Source organism: Nitrobacter winogradskyi (assembly GCF_006539545.1).
GTDB classification, from domain to species: Bacteria; Pseudomonadota; Alphaproteobacteria; order Rhizobiales; family Xanthobacteraceae; genus Nitrobacter; species Nitrobacter winogradskyi_A.
In genome coordinates this window covers 36071-52356 of record NZ_BJNF01000010.1, presented here as the reverse complement: position 1 = coordinate 52356, position 16286 = coordinate 36071, and the positions used below count along the sequence as shown (strand labels likewise).

General features: G+C 63.1%; 18 protein-coding genes. 5 read left to right on the top strand and 13 right to left on the bottom strand.

Features of this window, described 5'->3' with window-relative positions:
• The 3 genes from pgeF to lgt form a co-directional block, all read right to left on the bottom strand.
• On the bottom strand, positions 1-769 hold a 769-nt coding region (gene pgeF, locus NWI01_RS02355; RefSeq protein ID WP_141382342.1), incomplete at its 3' end, for a peptidoglycan editing factor PgeF.
• Complete coding sequence (locus tag NWI01_RS02350; RefSeq protein ID WP_141382340.1) at positions 766-1893, bottom strand: class I SAM-dependent methyltransferase; 1128 nt, start codon at positions 1891-1893, stop codon at positions 766-768. The genes NWI01_RS02350 and pgeF, both read right to left, overlap by 4 nt.
• Positions 1886-2761, bottom strand: a complete 876-nt coding sequence (gene lgt, locus NWI01_RS02345) for a prolipoprotein diacylglyceryl transferase (protein WP_141382338.1) — start codon at positions 2759-2761, stop codon at positions 1886-1888. The genes NWI01_RS02350 and lgt overlap by 8 nt, the downstream gene beginning before the upstream one ends.
• 344 nt (positions 2762-3105) lie before the next feature.
• Between lgt and NWI01_RS02340 the strand changes: the two genes are divergently transcribed.
• On the top strand, positions 3106-3363 hold the full coding sequence (locus tag NWI01_RS02340; protein ID WP_141382336.1) for an accessory factor UbiK family protein: 258 nt from the start codon (positions 3106-3108) through the stop codon (positions 3361-3363).
• Between the two features lie 21 nt (positions 3364-3384).
• On the opposite strand, the gene NWI01_RS18755 is transcribed toward NWI01_RS02340, so the two are convergent.
• The 3 genes from NWI01_RS18755 to NWI01_RS02325 form a co-directional block, all read right to left on the bottom strand.
• The gene (locus NWI01_RS18755) at positions 3385-3537 is read right to left on the bottom strand and encodes a hypothetical protein (protein ID WP_181410342.1); all 153 of its coding nucleotides are present in this window, start codon (positions 3535-3537) and stop codon (positions 3385-3387) included.
• 425 nt (positions 3538-3962) lie between these two features.
• On the bottom strand, positions 3963-4445 hold the full coding sequence (locus NWI01_RS02330; RefSeq protein ID WP_141382332.1) for a MaoC family dehydratase: 483 nt from the start codon (positions 4443-4445) through the stop codon (positions 3963-3965).
• Positions 4446-4449: 4 nt separating this feature from the next.
• The gene (locus tag NWI01_RS02325) at positions 4450-4911 is read right to left on the bottom strand and encodes a MaoC family dehydratase (RefSeq protein ID WP_141382330.1); all 462 of its coding nucleotides are present in this window, start codon (positions 4909-4911) and stop codon (positions 4450-4452) included.
• A 148-nt stretch (positions 4912-5059) separates the two neighbouring features.
• On the opposite strand from NWI01_RS02325, the gene NWI01_RS02320 reads away from it, so the two are divergent.
• The gene (locus tag NWI01_RS02320) at positions 5060-5356 is read left to right on the top strand and encodes a DUF4282 domain-containing protein (RefSeq protein ID WP_141382328.1); all 297 of its coding nucleotides are present in this window, start codon (positions 5060-5062) and stop codon (positions 5354-5356) included.
• A gap of 194 nt (positions 5357-5550) precedes the next feature.
• On the opposite strand, the gene ychF is transcribed toward NWI01_RS02320, so the two are convergent.
• The 3 genes from ychF to NWI01_RS02300 form a co-directional block, all read right to left on the bottom strand.
• Entirely contained in the window at positions 5551-6648 is a 1098-nt protein-coding gene (gene ychF / locus NWI01_RS02310; protein ID WP_141382348.1) for a redox-regulated ATPase YchF, read from the bottom strand.
• A 180-nt stretch (positions 6649-6828) separates the two neighbouring features.
• Entirely contained in the window at positions 6829-7437 is a 609-nt protein-coding gene (pth, locus tag NWI01_RS02305; protein WP_141382326.1) for an aminoacyl-tRNA hydrolase, read from the bottom strand.
• Positions 7438-7452: 15 nt separating this feature from the next.
• Positions 7453-8139: a 50S ribosomal protein L25/general stress protein Ctc gene (locus NWI01_RS02300; protein WP_141382323.1), complete on the bottom strand. Its 687-nt coding sequence runs from the start codon at positions 8137-8139 to the stop codon at positions 7453-7455.
• Positions 8140-8766: 627 nt separating this feature from the next.
• On the opposite strand from NWI01_RS02300, the gene NWI01_RS02295 reads away from it, so the two are divergent.
• From NWI01_RS02295 to amaB, 3 genes are all read left to right on the top strand, one after another.
• On the top strand, positions 8767-9267 hold the full coding sequence (locus NWI01_RS02295; RefSeq protein WP_141382321.1) for a YbjN domain-containing protein: 501 nt from the start codon (positions 8767-8769) through the stop codon (positions 9265-9267).
• Positions 9268-9353: 86 nt separating this feature from the next.
• Complete coding sequence (proC, locus tag NWI01_RS02290; RefSeq protein ID WP_141382319.1) at positions 9354-10187, top strand: pyrroline-5-carboxylate reductase; 834 nt, start codon at positions 9354-9356, stop codon at positions 10185-10187.
• Positions 10188-10293: 106 nt separating this feature from the next.
• Entirely contained in the window at positions 10294-11802 is a 1509-nt protein-coding gene (amaB, locus tag NWI01_RS02285) for an L-piperidine-6-carboxylate dehydrogenase (RefSeq protein ID WP_141382317.1), read from the top strand.
• A 210-nt stretch (positions 11803-12012) separates the two neighbouring features.
• Here amaB and rocD read toward each other — a convergent pair whose 3' ends face one another.
• From rocD to NWI01_RS02265, 4 genes are all read right to left on the bottom strand, one after another.
• Complete coding sequence (gene rocD / locus NWI01_RS02280; RefSeq protein WP_141382315.1) at positions 12013-13230, bottom strand: ornithine--oxo-acid transaminase; 1218 nt, start codon at positions 13228-13230, stop codon at positions 12013-12015.
• Between the two features lie 193 nt (positions 13231-13423).
• Positions 13424-14824 (bottom strand): ATP-binding protein, encoded by a 1401-nt coding sequence (locus NWI01_RS02275; RefSeq protein ID WP_141382314.1) that lies wholly within the window; start codon positions 14822-14824, stop codon positions 13424-13426.
• Positions 14821-15555: a response regulator gene (locus tag NWI01_RS02270; protein ID WP_141382312.1), complete on the bottom strand. Its 735-nt coding sequence runs from the start codon at positions 15553-15555 to the stop codon at positions 14821-14823. Before NWI01_RS02270 ends, NWI01_RS02275 begins: the two co-directional genes overlap by 4 nt.
• Complete coding sequence (locus tag NWI01_RS02265; RefSeq protein ID WP_141382347.1) at positions 15552-16061, bottom strand: MarR family winged helix-turn-helix transcriptional regulator; 510 nt, start codon at positions 16059-16061, stop codon at positions 15552-15554. Before NWI01_RS02265 ends, NWI01_RS02270 begins: the two co-directional genes overlap by 4 nt.
• Positions 16062-16286: the final 225 nt, after the last annotated feature.

Below are 16286 nucleotides of genomic sequence, written 5' to 3'. Positions count from 1 at the left end.
AGCCGGCCTCCAGCACGATCGCGTGGACATGGCGGCCGAAATCCGGCTCCTTGCGATGCACCGAGCGGCGGTAGCTGAAGAAGCGCTCGCTGGAATAGGTATCAAGGCCGGTGTCGTCGATCGTCCGCACGCCGGCGCGTTCAAGCCGCATCCGGATGAAGCCGCCGAGGTCGAACATGGCATGGCCGTCGTGCTTTGACGGAATAAAGAACCGCGCGTGGCCCGGATCAGCTTCCGTGAAACGGGTCACGAAGTCGGCGCCGACCTCATAGCTTTGCTGGCGGATCAGCGGCCCGATCGCGGCGGCGATGTCACCGCGACGGCCACCGAGAGCTTCCATCGCATCGATGGTCTGTTCCAGCACGCCCGCCAGCGCGCCCTTCGAGCCGGCGTGTGCCGCACCGATGACGCGGGCGTGCGGATCGGCGAACAGGACCGGCCCGCAATCGGCCGCGGTCACGCCGATCGCAAGTCCCGGCGTTCGGGTCACGATGGCGTCCGCGCGTGGCCGCGATGCGACATCCCAGGCCCGGTCGGCGATCACGGCGTCGGGCGAGTGGACCTGGTAGAGCGACAGGAAGCTCGCCGGCTCAACCTCCATCACCTCGGCCATGCGCCGCCGGTTCTCGGCGACGTGGGCAGGATCATCCTGCGAGCCGATACCCGCATTCAGGCTTGCATAGATGCCTTGCGAAACGCCGCCCTCGCGGGTGAAAAAGGCGTGCCGGAGCCCGGAAACCGTCGAAAGCAGGGTGGATGCCAGCGTCATGGCGTCCTGATCCCACCGCCAAGCGCCTGATCGCTCAGTCCCACCAGCACGGTGAGGCTGGGATCGGACACGCCGATCACCTTGAACATCGACCCCATGCCGCCACGTCCACCTTCGGTCAGACGCTTCAGCGCCGTCGCGATGTCATCGGATAATTCAGGCGTTGCTTTCGCCATCAGGTTGACGGCGCGGGCCTCGATGCCAAGCCGGCGCAGAAATTCGCCTTGCTGCACCGGCCCATGCACACGCGCCCCGACATCCTCGGCGGCGCGGGCAAGCGCCTCGAAATCCACATGGGCTGTCACGTCCACCCGGCCGGGATATTTCAGCGGATCGGCGAAGCTGTGTCTTGAGATAGCCTGAAAGGTATCGCCGGCGTCGCTGCGCACATGGCCGTAATCGATGATCAGCGCCGCGCCGCCGTTATCGCGGACACGGGTTGCGATGGACATCATCCCGGCATCCGGACGCCACTCGAAAATGGCCCCGGCCGGCGCCGCGCGCACCAGGGGCGGCAGCAGCAGATCAAAGCGCGGCGTCGGCTCGGCGCTGACGCCGAACACGAGCTGGCCGCTGCCGTCGATGTCGACGACGCGCTCGTGCCAGCCGCCGTCGCGCCTGACCATCTGATGGACCGGAAGCACGTCGAAATATTCGTTGGCGAGAATGATCGCCGGTCCTTGCGGAACCTCGTCAAGGCTCGTGTGCCATTCGATGTTCGGCGCGTCGGACAGCGCCGCCATCTGTTTCTCCACCAGCACCGGATTGATTTCGACCATATGGACGCTGAGCGACTCATACATCGGCGGCAGCACCCGCAGCGCGCGCAGCGCATCCGCCATCAGGGTGCCGCGGCCGGGGCCGAGCTCGATCAGCCGCAGCGGATCCGGAGAGCCCATCATGCGCCACACCGACGCGGCCCACAGTCCGAGCAGTTCGCCGAACATCTGGCTGACCTCGGGCGAGGTGACGAAATCCCCCTCGCGCCCCAGCGGATCGCGCGCGATATAGTAGCCATGCTCGGGATGGGTCAGGCAAAGCTGCATATAGCGCCAGACCGGCAGCGGACCGGACGTCTTGATCAACTTCTTGATGTCGGTCAGCAGCGGAGAAGGTTCAGTCACGATCGACCTTGGTTGAAGCGCCCGGATTCGGGATCGCTTGCGCATCTGACGCCCGCGAGCCGCGGGACCAGGCGGCGTAGACAATGCCAAGTCCGATGATAACCATCGGTATCGACAATAGCATTCCCATGGTCAATCCGCCCCACAGAAATCCGAGCTGCGGATCCGGCTCGCGGAAGAATTCGGCGACGATCCGCGCCATCGCGTACAGCGTGATGAAGCTGCCAAGAATAAGGCCCGGCCGCTTGAGCGCGCCGAGGCGGATCATCAGCGCGAGGACCGTGAACAGCAGGATTCCCTCAAGCGCCGCCTCATAGAGCTGACTCGGATGACGCGGCAGCGGGCCGCCGTTCGGAAACACCATGGCCCAGGGCAGGCTCGGGTCAGCCGGACGCCCCCACAATTCGCTGTTGATGAAATTGGCGATGCGGCCAAGAAACAGGCCGATCGGCCCGACCGCGGTAGCAACGTCACCGAGCGACAGGATCGGCAGGCCATGCCTGCGGCAGAACAGGATGACCGCCGCGACACAGCCCATGAAGCCGCCGTGAAACGACATGCCGCCGTTCCAGAGCTGGAATATCTGGGCGGGATGGCGGATGAAGTAATCCGGATTGTAGAACAGCACATAGCCGACGCGGCCGCCGACGATGATGGCGATCGTCACCCACAGGATGAAGTCGTCGAGTTGCACCACCGAGATCGGCGCCGGGCCGCCCCACAGCTTCTCGCTCCTGAGCAGGGCCCGCGCATAAAGCCAGCCGAGCATGATCCCGCCGATATAGGCCAGCGCATACCAGCGGATCGCGATCGGACCGAGCGAAATGGCGACGGGATCAAAGACGGGATAGGTGATGAGAAGAAACATCGGATTCGTTCTATCTATAGCGTTTTTGAGCGAAGCATGTCCTCGGGCTGGACCCGAGGATGGATGACCTGTTCGCGTGAAGAAAACGCGTCAGAACAACAATCTGAAGATTCGCTTCTGATTCAATCAGAAGCGAATCTTCAGGCGTCATGCCCGCGCTCGCCGCGGACATCAGGTCTCGAACGGTCCCGTGACGATTGCAAGGGAAATCCCGCCCAGGCAAGGCTTATGACAATTCAAGGCTTGCGATGGCTCAGGCGCTCAGGCGGGCTTGAACTGCCGCGCCGGGATCGCCATTCTCTTCCGGTGACGTGGCGATCTTGCCGCCCACCGGAGACAGCAGGATGACGCAGACCAGCAACCGGTTTTTCGATGAGATCGGCCGGCTTATGAACGATACCGCCGGGGTGGCTCAGGGATTCAAGCGCGAGGTCGACGCGGTGGTCCGCCATCAGGCCGAGAAGATCCTGAGCGATCTCGATGTGGTCAAGCGCGAGGAGTTCGAGGCGGTGAAGGAGATGGCGCGGCTTGCGCGCGAGGACAATGAGGCGCTGAAAGCCCGCATCGCGGCGCTTGAAGCCAGACTCGGCCAAACCGGCTGAGCGGATCGCGTTAAGGCGAGATCAGCGAGGGGCGATGTGCGCGACTGCTGCGCTCTCGAATGAATAGACGCCGTCGGCATACCCCTTCACCACGGTCCAGGTTGCCAGCGTAACCACCAGCATCACCGTCGCGAACAGCGCGCCGACGATCTTCAATCCGTTGCGGTCTGCCATAGCGTCCCTTGCCTCATAGAGCATCTTCGAGAGAGCATCTTCGAGAGAGCATCTTCGAGAGAGCGTTTTCCAGCGAAGCATGTCCTCCTCGGGTTAACCCGAGGAATGGATACCGTTTCGCGTGACGAAAACGCGCCAGATCAAAATCCGTCCGATCAAATCATGGAGCCCCGCTTCTGATCCCCATCTGAAACGGATGAGGGCTCCGAGGACTCGACAAGACCTTCCGGCGGTTCATAATCCCTTAAAGGAAGCTCGTTTTCGAGTGAAATCTCGCCGGACTACGTCGATCGGTCAGCAGATCGTGCAATCGGGCAACACCTTTGAGCATGATCCGATCAGGTTGAATCGGCCCATGCTCGGGAAATGATTGTCTGGTCGCGTTTCTTGCGGCGAACAGGTCATCCACTTCGCCTGAGAATGCCCTAACCCCGCGGATGCCGGCGCGGCGCGAAAACCGACCCCAAAAAGGAAAACACCAGTTCGCCGCGCTGGTTCGTACCGGTGTTGCGCACTTGCATGACACCCCATTCCGGACGGGAGCCGGAAGCTCTCAGCGACTCGACTTCGCTGGCATAGCTGATCGTATCGCCCGCCAGCACCGGCTTCAGCCAGCGCATGTCGCGAAATCCGGGCGAGGGTCCCCACATCCCCGGCTTTTCGCCGCGCGCGACCGCTTCCACCGCCTCACGCCGACTGTCCGCAACCATCAGTTTCATCCAGACCGACGCGACATGCCAGCCGGAAGCCGCCAGGCCGCCGAACAGTGATCTGCGGCCTTCGTCCTCGTCGAGGTGAAACGGCTGCGGGTCGAACTGCGACGCGAACGTCTTGATGCGTTCGCCGGTGAAGGTAAACGAACCGAGGTCGCGGCGCAGCCCGACTTCCATGTCCTCGAAATAGCCCATGAGTTCAGTTCTGCGCCGCCCGCTCCGTACGGAGCCTGATCATGATCGGCGACACCGCCTCGAGCAAGACCTGGCCGGAAGCATTGCGCATGCGCATCGCGAAAGTCACGATTCCCATTTCCGGACGGCTGCGCGACACCCGCGCCGCGGCGACATCGACCTCCAGCATCAGATCGTCGCCCGGCCGAAGCGGTGACAGCCAGCGGACTTCATCAACGCCCGGAGAGCCGAGCGAGGCGGTCCGTCCGATATAGCCGTCGAACATCATGCGCATCATGAGCGAACACAGATGCCAGCCCGAACCTGCCAGCCCGCGCAGCATGGTGTGCTTCGCCGCCTCCTCATCGAGATGCATGGGCTGCGGATCGAACTCGGACGCGAATGCGATGATTTCGTCACGGCTGACATGCCGCGGCCCGAAAGTGCCGAACCGGCCGAGCGGAAAATCTTCAAATGTCAGGGTCATGGCGCGACCTGTTGAAAGACGCCCGATTGTGGCCGCTATTTGCAGCAATCTCAAGCCGTACATCAGCATACCGCAACTCAGTCACCCGACCATCTTTTGGGGTCAAGGCCGGCCGGAACGACTGCGCGGCGCGCGAGGGAAACAGCAAATGTTTGAAATCCGGGATCTGTTTCAGTGGGATCGCTTCATCACACCCACGATCATCAAGGTATTCTATTGGCTGGTCATCGTGCTGATCGTGCTGTCCGGATTGTCCGGCATCTTCGCGGGCCTCTCCTCGATGGCCGTCAGCCCCTTCAGCGGCTTCATCACGATACTTCTGAACGTCGCCGGCGTCCTCGTCGGCATCCTGTTTTCGCGGATTGCGGCTGAATCCATCCTGATCGTATTTCGTATCAACGAACATCTCGGCGCTATCCGCGATCAGGGCGCGACACGGCCGTAGCTCACATCCTTAACTTTTTGATCGAGCATGATCCTATCCGAAAACCGGTTCCCACTTTGCGCTGACGCGGCCCTTCGGGTCGGGATCATGCTCTATAGCGTTTTCGAGCGAAGTGGAATCCGGTTCGCGTGAAGAAAACGCCTCAAAATATAAAGGCAGAGTCTTTCACCGTTTCCATGAAGCGGTGAAAAACTCTAAGTATTGAACCGGAAATGCATGACGTCGCCGTCGGCGACGACGTATTCCTTCCCCTCCAGCCGCAGCTTGCCGGCATCGCGCGCGCCGGCTTCGCCACCGAGCGCCGCATAGTCGGCATAAGCGATGGTCTCGGCGCGAATGAAACCCTTTTCAAAGTCGGTGTGAATAACACCCGCCGCGGCCGGCGCCCTGGTGCCGCGGGTGATGGTCCAGGCACGCGCTTCCTTCGGCCCGACCGTGAAATAGGTGATGAGATCAAGCAGCCGGTAGCCGGCACGGATCAGGCGGTCGAGGCCCGCTTCTTCCAGCCCCAGCGTGTCCAGGAAGTCGGCGCGCTCGTCGCGGGACAGCGTCGCGATCTCGGATTCGATTTTCGCGGAAATCACGACCGCGATCGCGCCTTCCTTCGCCGCATGGTCGAACACGGCTTGCGAGAAAGCGTTGCCGCCCGCCGCCGAGCTTTCCTCCACGTTGCAGACGTAGAGCACCGGCTTTGACGTCAGGAGTCCAAGCATCCGGAAATTGCGCTCTTCTTCCGGCTTGCGCTCCATGCCGCGCGTCGGCTGGCCGTCGCGCAGAAGGTTGAGCGCGCGCTCGACCAGATCAAGCTGCTCCCTGGCCTCCTTGTCGTTGCCTTTCGCCTTCTTCGAGAGATTATCGACGCGCTTCTCGAGGCTTTCGAGATCTGCCAGCATAAGCTCGGTCTCGATGGTCTCGATGTCCGCGAGCGGCGCGATCTTGCCCTCGACGTGGGTGATGTCGGAATCCTCGAAACAGCGCACCACATGCGCGACCGCATCGACCTCGCGGATATTGGCAAGGAACTGGTTGCCGAGCCCCTCCCCCTTGGATGCGCCGCGCACCAGCCCCGCGATGTCAACGAACGTCAGTTGCGTCGGAATGATCTGCGCCGATCTGGCGATCTCCGCGAGCCTGCCGAGGCGCGGATCCGGCACCGCAACGGCGCCGACATTGGGCTCGATGGTGCAGAATGGATAGTTCGCCGCCTGCGCCGCCGCCGTCTCCGTCAGCGCGTTAAAGAGGGTCGACTTGCCGACGTTGGGCAACCCGACGATACCGCATTTGAAACCCATTGCATCCTCAGCATCAATTTTCGTCATGCCCGGCCATGCGCCGGGTATTCACGTCTTCCCTTGACTGGCGCACCCAGGACGTGGATGGCCGGGACAATAAGCGAGCAAAGCGACGCCGTTCTTCGAACGGCTATACCCGGCCATGACGACGTATTCTCCAGCTTTCCCGCGGCGAAGAAATCAGTTCGGCTTCTCTTCGCCGCCGCTATCCGTAAATCCCTTCGCCTGCATCGCCAGATGCACCTTGTTCTGGAACGCCGAGTCTTTGGCGGCAACGAGCAGCGCCGCGTTCTCCGCGACAGTATCCACCAGCGCCTCGACCCAGGAACGTTCGCTTCTGGCGAAGTCATTCAGCACATGCGCATGCACCAGTTCCTTGACGCCGGGGTGACCGACGCCAAGCCGGACGCGGCGATAGTCGTTGCCAATATGCGCCGAGATCGATCGCAGGCCGTTGTGTCCGGCAATGCCGCCGCCGACCTTGACGCGAACCTTGGCCGGCGGGAGTTCGATCTCGTCGTGCAACACCACGACATCGGCTTCCTTCAGCTTGAAGAACTGCACGGCGTCCTGAACCGCGTTGCCGGAGTTGTTCATGTAGGTCGCCGGCTTGAGCAGGATGACGCGCTCGCTGTCGAGCGTGCCTTCGGACGCTTCGCCCTGAAAGCGGCGGCGCCACGGTGCGAAACCGTGACGCCGCGCGATCTCGTCCACGACCATGAACCCGATATTATGCCGATTTCCCTGGTACTTCGCGCCGGGATTTCCCAGTCCGACGAACAGGCGCATGATATCGGTTGTCGCTTACTTCTTCTTGTCGCCACCGCCCGCGGGCGCCTTTGCGCCGGCGGTCGCAGCAGCGGGAGCCGCACCCGCGGCAGGAGCCGCGGCGCCGGCCGCGGCTGCCGCCTTGAGTTCTTCCGCATAGCCTGACGGCGGCACGATGGTCACCAGCGTGACGTCCTCTCGAGCCAGCGGCTTCACGCCGGGCGGCAGCTGAAGATCGGACAGATGGAGCGAGTGGCTGATTTCCAGCGCACCGACATCGGCCTCGATGAATTGTGGAATGCCTTCAGCCGCGCACTCGACATCAATGGCGTGGGTCACGAGATTGACCGTGCCGCCACGCTTCACGCCGGGCGCGACGTCCGCTTTCAGCAGACGAAGCGGAACGCTTACGCGGATGGTGGCGCCTTCGCCGAGCCGCATGAAGTCGACATGGATCGGAAAATCCTTGACCGGATCGAGATAAAAGTCGCGCGGAATCACGCGGTGCTTCTTGCCATCCAGATTGATGTCGAAAATCGTCGTCAGAAAGCGGCCCGCCAGAATGCGCTGACGCAATTCGGGCTCTTCGACCGAGATCGGCTGCGGGGGCTGCTTGTTTCCGTAAATCACGGCCGGCACGCGGCCGGCACGACGCTCGGCCCGGGCGGCCCCCTTGCCGCTCTTCGGACGCGCGGTCGCCTTTAATTCCATGACGGTCGCCATCGATTAGTCCTTGCTTTTCAAAAAGTTAAAGGCCGCAATCGCGGCCCGTTGCACGTCGCCGGCAAGCCTCCAGGGGTGCGGGGGCCGTGAGACGTGGCGGCGTTCTAACCGTAAACACGCGAAATAACAAGGAATTGGGCGGTATTTTTCGGACCCGCGCGGCTGTCGCGGAGCGCCGCCCTACATACAGCGTGCCCCATTACACATTTCGGGGCGGCTCCCCGTGAAGACACTTCGGACGAGTTCATTGTCGCGCGCCAGCGGCGAACCAGGCGCATACCGATCTCCATCGTCGAAGGGTTATCATTCATCGGATGCTTGCCGGACTCGCGGCAGGCGAGTCGCGACCGCAGGACTCGCACGGCGCGAGTCCTGGTGCACTTGTTCACCACGCAAACCATCTTCTTTTTCGATCAGTTGTGGACGACGCGCGCTTTGCCTGTGGACGGACTCGAGGCGGCGTTGCGCCGATTCCGCAAATCACATCACTTGATCCGCGCAGGACATCATCCTCATCCGATCAGCGCGTTGCGATGGATCGCCTGAAAGATCGATGTCCGCCGCGTGCCAGCACCGGCCGTTCTATGCGTGCGTATCAACATAAGCAGAAGCAAGGATCGGGACGGCATGCCGTTGCTCGAAGGCGCTATTGATTCGAAGAACAATCCGCTGGCAGTGGTCGAGGACATCGCCGCCACCAACGATTGGGCGTTCGAGCGTTCAGGCGAAGACGAGATCACCATCGTCTCGAAGGGCAACTGGACCGATTATCAGCTCACCTTCACCTGGATGGGCGAGATCGATGCGCTGCATCTCGCCTGCGCCTTCGACATGAAAATTCCCATAGCCCGGCGCAACGAGGCCCAGCGCGCGATCGCCGCGATCAACGAGCAATTGTGGATCGGCCATTTCGATATCTGGACCCACACGGGGACGATTATGTACCGTCACGCCCTTATTCTGCCTGAGGGGCTGACAGCATCGAATGCACAATGCGCGGAGATGCTGGCAAATGCGATCCACGCTTGCGAGCGCTACTATCCGGCGCTGCAGTTCGTGGTCTGGGCCGGAAAATCCGCCCCCGAAGCGATGACCGCCGCGATGTTCGACACCGCTGGTGAGGCGTAAAGACGTGGATGGCCGGAAGCAAGTCCGGCAATGACGCTGATGCCAGCGATCGTGTGGTGTCTGTTCGCTGAGCCCGGAATCCTGTCATGGTTGAATCACGAACGTCTCTCGCAAACATCTCTGGAGCCGTCGTTCTCGCCGGCGCGGGGAAGATGGGCAGCGCGCTGCTGACAGGATGGCTCGCGCGCGGACTTGATCCGAAGCGCCTCGTCGTGATCGAGCCGTATCCGTCCGACGACATCCGACCGCTCGCCGACAGGGGCATCCGCCTGAACCCCGCGGCAGAGAAAATCAGCGACGCCTCGGCGCTGGTGCTCGCGGTGAAGCCGCAGACCTTTGGCGACGCCGCTCCCGCGCTGCGGCTTCTGGTGAGATCATCGACCCTGGTGGTGTCGATCATGGCAGGCACGACGATCGCCATGCTCGATATGGCCTGCGGCGGCAGCATCGTCCGCGCGATGCCAAATACACCGGCCGCAATCGGACGCGGCATCACGGTCGCGGTCGCCGCGACGAGCGTGAACGACAAACAGCGCGCCATGGCCGACGCGCTGCTGCGCGCGACGGGGGCGGTGGAGTGGATCGATGACGAAGCGCTGATGGACGCCGTCACGGCCGTCTCGGGATCCGGACCCGCCTATGTCTTCCTGCTCGCCGAGGAGTTAGCGCGCGCCGGGGTCAGCGCGGGCCTGCCCGCCGATCTCGCCGCAAAGCTGGCCCGCGAGACCGTCGCCGGATCAGGCGAATTGCTGCATCGATCCGATCTCGACGCCGCGACATTGCGCCGGAACGTCACCTCGCCCGGCGGCACCACGGCCGCGGCGCTCGACATATTGATGGGCGAGCAGGGCATGAAAGAATTGATGACACGCGCGGTCGTCGCCGCGACAAAGCGATCGCAGGAACTGGCGAAGTCGTAGCCTCTCCGCAACCTGCCGCCGGAACGATCGAGCCGTCCAAAGGGTTATTCGAGGGCATACGCCCACCGACGGGTTACCATCGACGGAAACTTTCGAGAAAGCCGCCGTGCTCGCCAGCGAAGTTTCATCCCTGCTCGATCACCTCGGAGTTTCGTCCGATCGCCGGCGCGGCGCGCGCGCCGTACGCTCGCCTCTGACCGGCGAGACCATCGCGCACGTTTTGGATGCAAGCCCCCGGCATGCGACCGAGACCATCGCACAGGCTGAAGCAGCATTTCGGCGATGGCGCGAGGTGCCTCCACCGCGGCGCGGCGAACTGGTTCGCCTGCTCGGTCAAGAGTTGCGCGGCGCCCAGGATGCGCTGGGCCGCCTGGTCACCATCGAAGCCGGCAAGATCGTCCCGGAAGGCCGTGGCGAGGTGCAGGAGATGATCGACATCTGCGACTTCGCGGTCGGGCTGTCGCGACAGCTTTACGGTCTCACCATCGCCAGCGAACGGCCCCATCACCGCATGATGGAGCAATGGCATCCGCTCGGTCCGACCGGCATCATCACCTCGTTCAATTTTCCTGTTGCGGTTTGGTCGTGGAACGCGGCGCTGGCGCTGGTCTGCGGCAATCCGGTGATCTGGAAGCCGTCGGAGAAAACCCCGCTGACGGCGCTGGCGGTGCAGGCGCTGTTCGAACGCGCCGCCGCCAGGGCGGGCGACGTCCCGGATGGCCTGTCCACCGTGCTGATCGGCGGACGCGATGTCGGCGAAACCCTGGTCAGCGATCCACGGGTGCCGCTGGTTTCCGCGACCGGATCGACCGCGATGGGCCGCGAGGTCGGAACGCAACTTGCGCGGCGGTTCGGGCGAAGCATCCTCGAACTCGGCGGCAACAACGGCTCGATCGTCTGCCCCTCGGCGAACCTCGACCTGGCGCTGCGGGCCATCGCCTTCGCCGCCATCGGCACCGCCGGCCAGCGTTGCACCACGCTGCGACGGTTGTTCGTTCATGACAGCATCCACGACGCGTTCATGGCAAAGCTGAAACGCGTCTATGCCTCGGTGCGGATCGGCGACCCGATTGCCAGCGACGATGTTCTGGTCGGTCCGCTGATCGACGCCACCGCTTTCGAGACCATGCAGCGCGCGCTCGATGAAGCGCGAGCGCACGGCGCGCAAGTGCATGGCGGCGAACGTGTCGATGAGCGGCAATTTCCGGACGCGTATTATGTCCGGCCGACGCTGGTGGAGATGCCCGCGCAGACCGGCCCCGTGCTGCATGAGACCTTCGCACCGATTTTATATGTCATGAAATATACCGACCTCGATGCCGCGATCGAGCAGCACAACGCGGTCGCTCATGGTCTATCGTCCTCGATCTTCTCGACCGACATGCGCGAAGTGGAAAGATTCCTCTCAGCGACCGGCTCCGATTGCGGCATCGTCAATGCGAACATCGGCCCCTCCGGCGCCGAGATCGGCGGCGCGTTCGGCGGCGAAAAGGAAACGGGAGGTGGCCGCGAGGCCGGCTCCGACGCCTGGAAAGCCTATATGCGCCGCGTCACCAGCACCGTGAACTACGGCGGCGATCTTCCGCTCGCCCAGGGCGTCCGCTTCGATATATAGAGCATTTTCCGGCGAAGTGGATACCGGTTCGCCGTAAGAAAATGCGACCAGACAACTATTTCTAGAGCATGGTCCGATTCAACTTGATCGGATCATGCTCTAGCGTTTTCAAGCGAAGCATGTCCTCGGGCTTGACCCGAGGATGGAATCCGTTTCGCGTGACGAAAATGCGTTCAATCAGAAACGGGAATCTCGAGATTAAAACGAAGCTCAGGGATGAGCGTCCGCGCGCGCGAGTTCGTCCAGCACTTCAGCGACCCGATCCGTCACCCAGTCGATCTGAGCTTCCTCGATAATCAGCGGAGGCGCAAAACGAATGGTGTTGCGGTGAGTGTCCTTGGTCAGCACGCCCGCCTGCAACAGCTTTGTCGCGACCGTGGCGGCGCTGGCTGAATCGCGATCCAGCTCGACGCCGGCGAACAACCCGCGACCTCGTACCCCGCGGATGACGGGATTTTCGATCGCGCGGAGCCGTGCAAGCAGATGCGAGCCAAGGCGCGCGGATCGCTCGACCAGTCCCTCCTCGATCAGCGTATCAAGCGCGGCGAGTCCGACCGCGGCCGCGATCGGATTACCGCCGAAGGTGCTGCCATGGTCGCCGGGACTGAACACCTGCATCACCTCACGCCGCGCCAGAAACAGCGACACCGGCAGAAGTCCGCCGCCCAACGCCTTCCCCAGCGTCACCGCATCCGGCCTCACGCCGTCGTGCTGGCAGGCCAGCAGCCGCCCGGTGCGGCCGAGGCCGGACTGGATCTCGTCGCAGATCAACAGGACGTCGTGCTCCCGGCAAACTCGCGCGACCTCGGCGAGGTATCCCTGCGGCGGCACGATGATGCCGCCCTCGCCCTGGATCGGCTCGACCAGGAAAGCCGCGGTGTTCGGCGTGATCGCGGCCCGAAGCGCCGCCGCGTCGCCGAACGGCACCGACCTGAAACCGGGCGGAAACGGCCCGAATCCGTCGCGATACTGCGCCACCGACGAGAAGCCGACGATGGCGATGGTGCGGCCGTGAAAATTACCGTCACACACAATGATCTCGGCGAGGCCATCCGGCACGCCCTTGACCTTGTAGGCCCATTTGCGCGCGGCTTTCAGCGCCGTCTCCACGGCCTCGGCGCCGCTGTTCATCGGCAGCGCCAGATCCATCCCGGTCAGACTACAGGCGCGGGCGAGAAAGGCTCCGAGACGATCGGTGAAATAAGCGCGCGAAACCGTGTCCAGTTGCCGCGCCTGGTCGGTGAGCGCCTGCACCAATCGGGGATGGGAATGTCCGAAGCTTGCGGCTGAATAAGCGCCCATCATGTCAACGTAGCGCCGCCCGCCGTCATCCCAGAGGTAGACGCCTTTGCCGCGCACGATCGTCACCGGCAGCGGCGCATAGTTCGTGGCGCCGTAACGCCTTTCCAGTTGAACCGAGCCGTCCATGTCCACCCGCTCCCTCGGTTCGCGTGTGTACCGCAACAAGCCTTTACTTCATGTGGGAGTTCGGAAGGGGGAGCGCCAGATATGACCCGGCCCGAATGGCCGCACCAGCGCAAAGCGGAGACCGCTTTCCGACAGGATCGGCCTCGATCGAGACGGCTCGCGCCAACCGTATCCGCGGGATAGAACGGCTGCGTTACACCGGCACCCGCACGGTTGCGCGCAGGCCGCCCATCGGACTGTCAACGAGCGTGATGTCACCGCCGTGCGAACGCGCGATGTCCCGCGCGATGGCGAGGCCAAGGCCGGAACCGCCCTCGTCCTGATTGCGCGCGCTATCGAGCCGCACGAACGGCTTGAAGACCTCCTCCCGCATGTCCTGCGGGATGCCCGGGCCGTCATCGTCGACCATGACGGTCAGCCATCGATGATCGCGGTGACCGATGATGGCGATCGTGTCGGCATATCGCGCCGCGTTCGACACCAGATTGCCGAGGCAACGCTTGAACGCCGCCGGCTTGACGGTGGCGACGGGAAGCCCATTGAATATCGCCGTCGCGGCGTGACCGTTGCGTTCGGCGTCGCTGCGCAATTCCTCGAGCGCGGCAGCCATGTCGGTCGGCTGCGCCTGCTCGCCGCTGTCGCCGCGGGCGAAGGCGAGATAGGCCTCGAGCATCCCATGCATCTCGTCGACATCCTTCCGCATGCCGTCGACGTCCGGACTGTCGCCGATCAGCGCCAGCTCCAGCTTGAACCGGGTCAGGATGGTGCGCAGGTCATGCGACACGCCGGCCAGCATCGCGGTGCGCTGCTCGATGCTGCGCTCGATGCGCATCTTCATCTCGATGAACGCCTGCGCCGCGCGGCGAACCTCGCGGGCGCCGCGCGGGCGGAAGTTCGGCGCCTCGCGGCCCTTGCCGAAGCTCTCGGCGGCGTCCGCCAGCCGAAGGATCGGCTTGATCTGGTTACGAAGGAAAAGCACCGCGACGAACAGCAGGATCGATGACGTGCCGAGCATCCAGAAAATGAAGATCTCCGAATTCGAGGCATAAGCGGCGCTGCGCTGCGCGAATACCCGCATCACGGCGTCATCGAGCTGGATCCGGATCTCCACCAGATTGGAGCGGCCGACCGTATCGATCCAGAACGGCTTGCCGATCTGCCTGCTGATCTGCACCGACAGTGACTGGTCGAGCAGGGAAAAGAACGGCTTCGGCCCCGGCGGCGGCATATCGCCCGGAGGCAGGAAATCGACCACCAGCCCGAGCCGCTGCTGCGCGATGCCCCGGATCGTCGTGCGGTCCTTGTCCTGCGGGTAGTCCTTATAGACATCGATCAGCGCGGCGACGTCCTGCACCACCGCCGTCGAGAGCCGCCGCGTCACCGTATTCCAGTGGCGCTCCATGAACACGAAGGCCACCACCGATTGCAGCACCACCATGGGAACGATCATGATCAGCAGCGCACGGGCATAGAGGCCCTTGGGCATCCACTTATTGAAGGCGTGCCCGATCCGGCTGTTGGCGACCAGCACACGCCGCAACGCCGTGCGGATCAGCGTCAGACCGGCATCGAGCGTGGCCGTGATCGAGGTCAAGGGGCTGCGACCAGACGATAGCCCACGCCGCGCACCGCCTGGAGGAATAGCGGATTGGCGGGATCGCGCTCGATCTTCCGCCGCAGCCGGTTGATCTGAACATCGACGGCGCGCTCGTTGACGGTACCGCCGCCGTTGAGATCGCCGCGGCGAACCGTCTCGCCCGGCGTGGCCGCAAGCACACGCAGCATTTCGCGCTCGCGATCGGTGAGATGAATGACGTCGTCGCCCTGCCGCAGCTCGCCGCGCTCCAGATGATAGACATACGGCCCGAACGCGATCGATTCGCTTTGCGAGGCCGGCATCGGCATCGTGCGCTTGAGGATATTTCCGATCCGCAGCACCAACTCGCGCGGCTCGAACGGTTTGGCGAGATAGTCATCTGCGCCGATCTGCAAACCCTCGATGCGGTTCTCGGCCTCGTGCAAGGCCGTCAGCATGATGATCGGCACCGGAGACGAGGCCCGGACGGACCGGGCGAGATCGAAGCCGGTTTCGCCGGGCATCATGACGTCCAGGATCAACAGGTCGAAATACAGACCGAGCAGTTTCGAGCGGGCGGCCTTGGCGCTCATGGCGGTGGTGACGCGGTAACCCTCACCCGCCAGAAAGCGCGACAGCAGGTCCCGGATACGCCGGTCGTCGTCAACCAGCAGCAAATGCGGCGCGTCGTCAGCCAGTTTCACCTGCGCCCGCGTAATCCCTGCCGTTTGCGTTTGCATTACCGTCATGCCTTCACCATCTTGCCGTCGGCCCGCAGGATCGCCTCCAGCACCTTGTCGGGATCATCGTGATCGATCATCCCGAGCAAAAATTGACGCACCACCTCGGCGTCGGATGCGTCGAGGCCTCGCAGCGCGCGTTTGATGCGATCGGTCTGAAGGCCGGCGAGCTGCGCTACCAGCGCCTCGCCTTTCGGGGTGGCGAAAAGAAGGCGCTGACGACGGTCGGCGGCACCGGCCTTCTGCACGATATAGCCTTCGTCGAGGAGTTGCTTCAGCACGCGCCCCAACGATTGCTTGGTGATCCGCAGCACATCGAGCAGATCGGCAACGGTGAGCGAAGGGTAACGGTGGACAAAATGCATGACGCGATGATGCGCGCGGCCGAATCCGAATTCTTCAAGCACATGATCGGGATCGCCGACGAAATCGCGATAGGCGAAGAACAGCAGTTCGATGATGTCCCAGCGCGTCTCCTCCGATCGCCCGCCCGACGCTTCCGAGCCGCCAGCCATCGTGGCGACAGGCCTTGCCGGAAAATTTATGTCAGTATTGTTGCCATATTTTGATTTCAATGTTACAACCCGGCCATCAAGTACGAAACATTATATCGTGCCCCACGAATCACGGATGCGGTCTAATCGAACAGCAAGGCCAACGGCTATTCACTTCTAGCGCGTATTCCGCAAAAGTGGATGCCGGTTTTGCGATAAGAATACGCGCAAGTTATTGATTGAGAG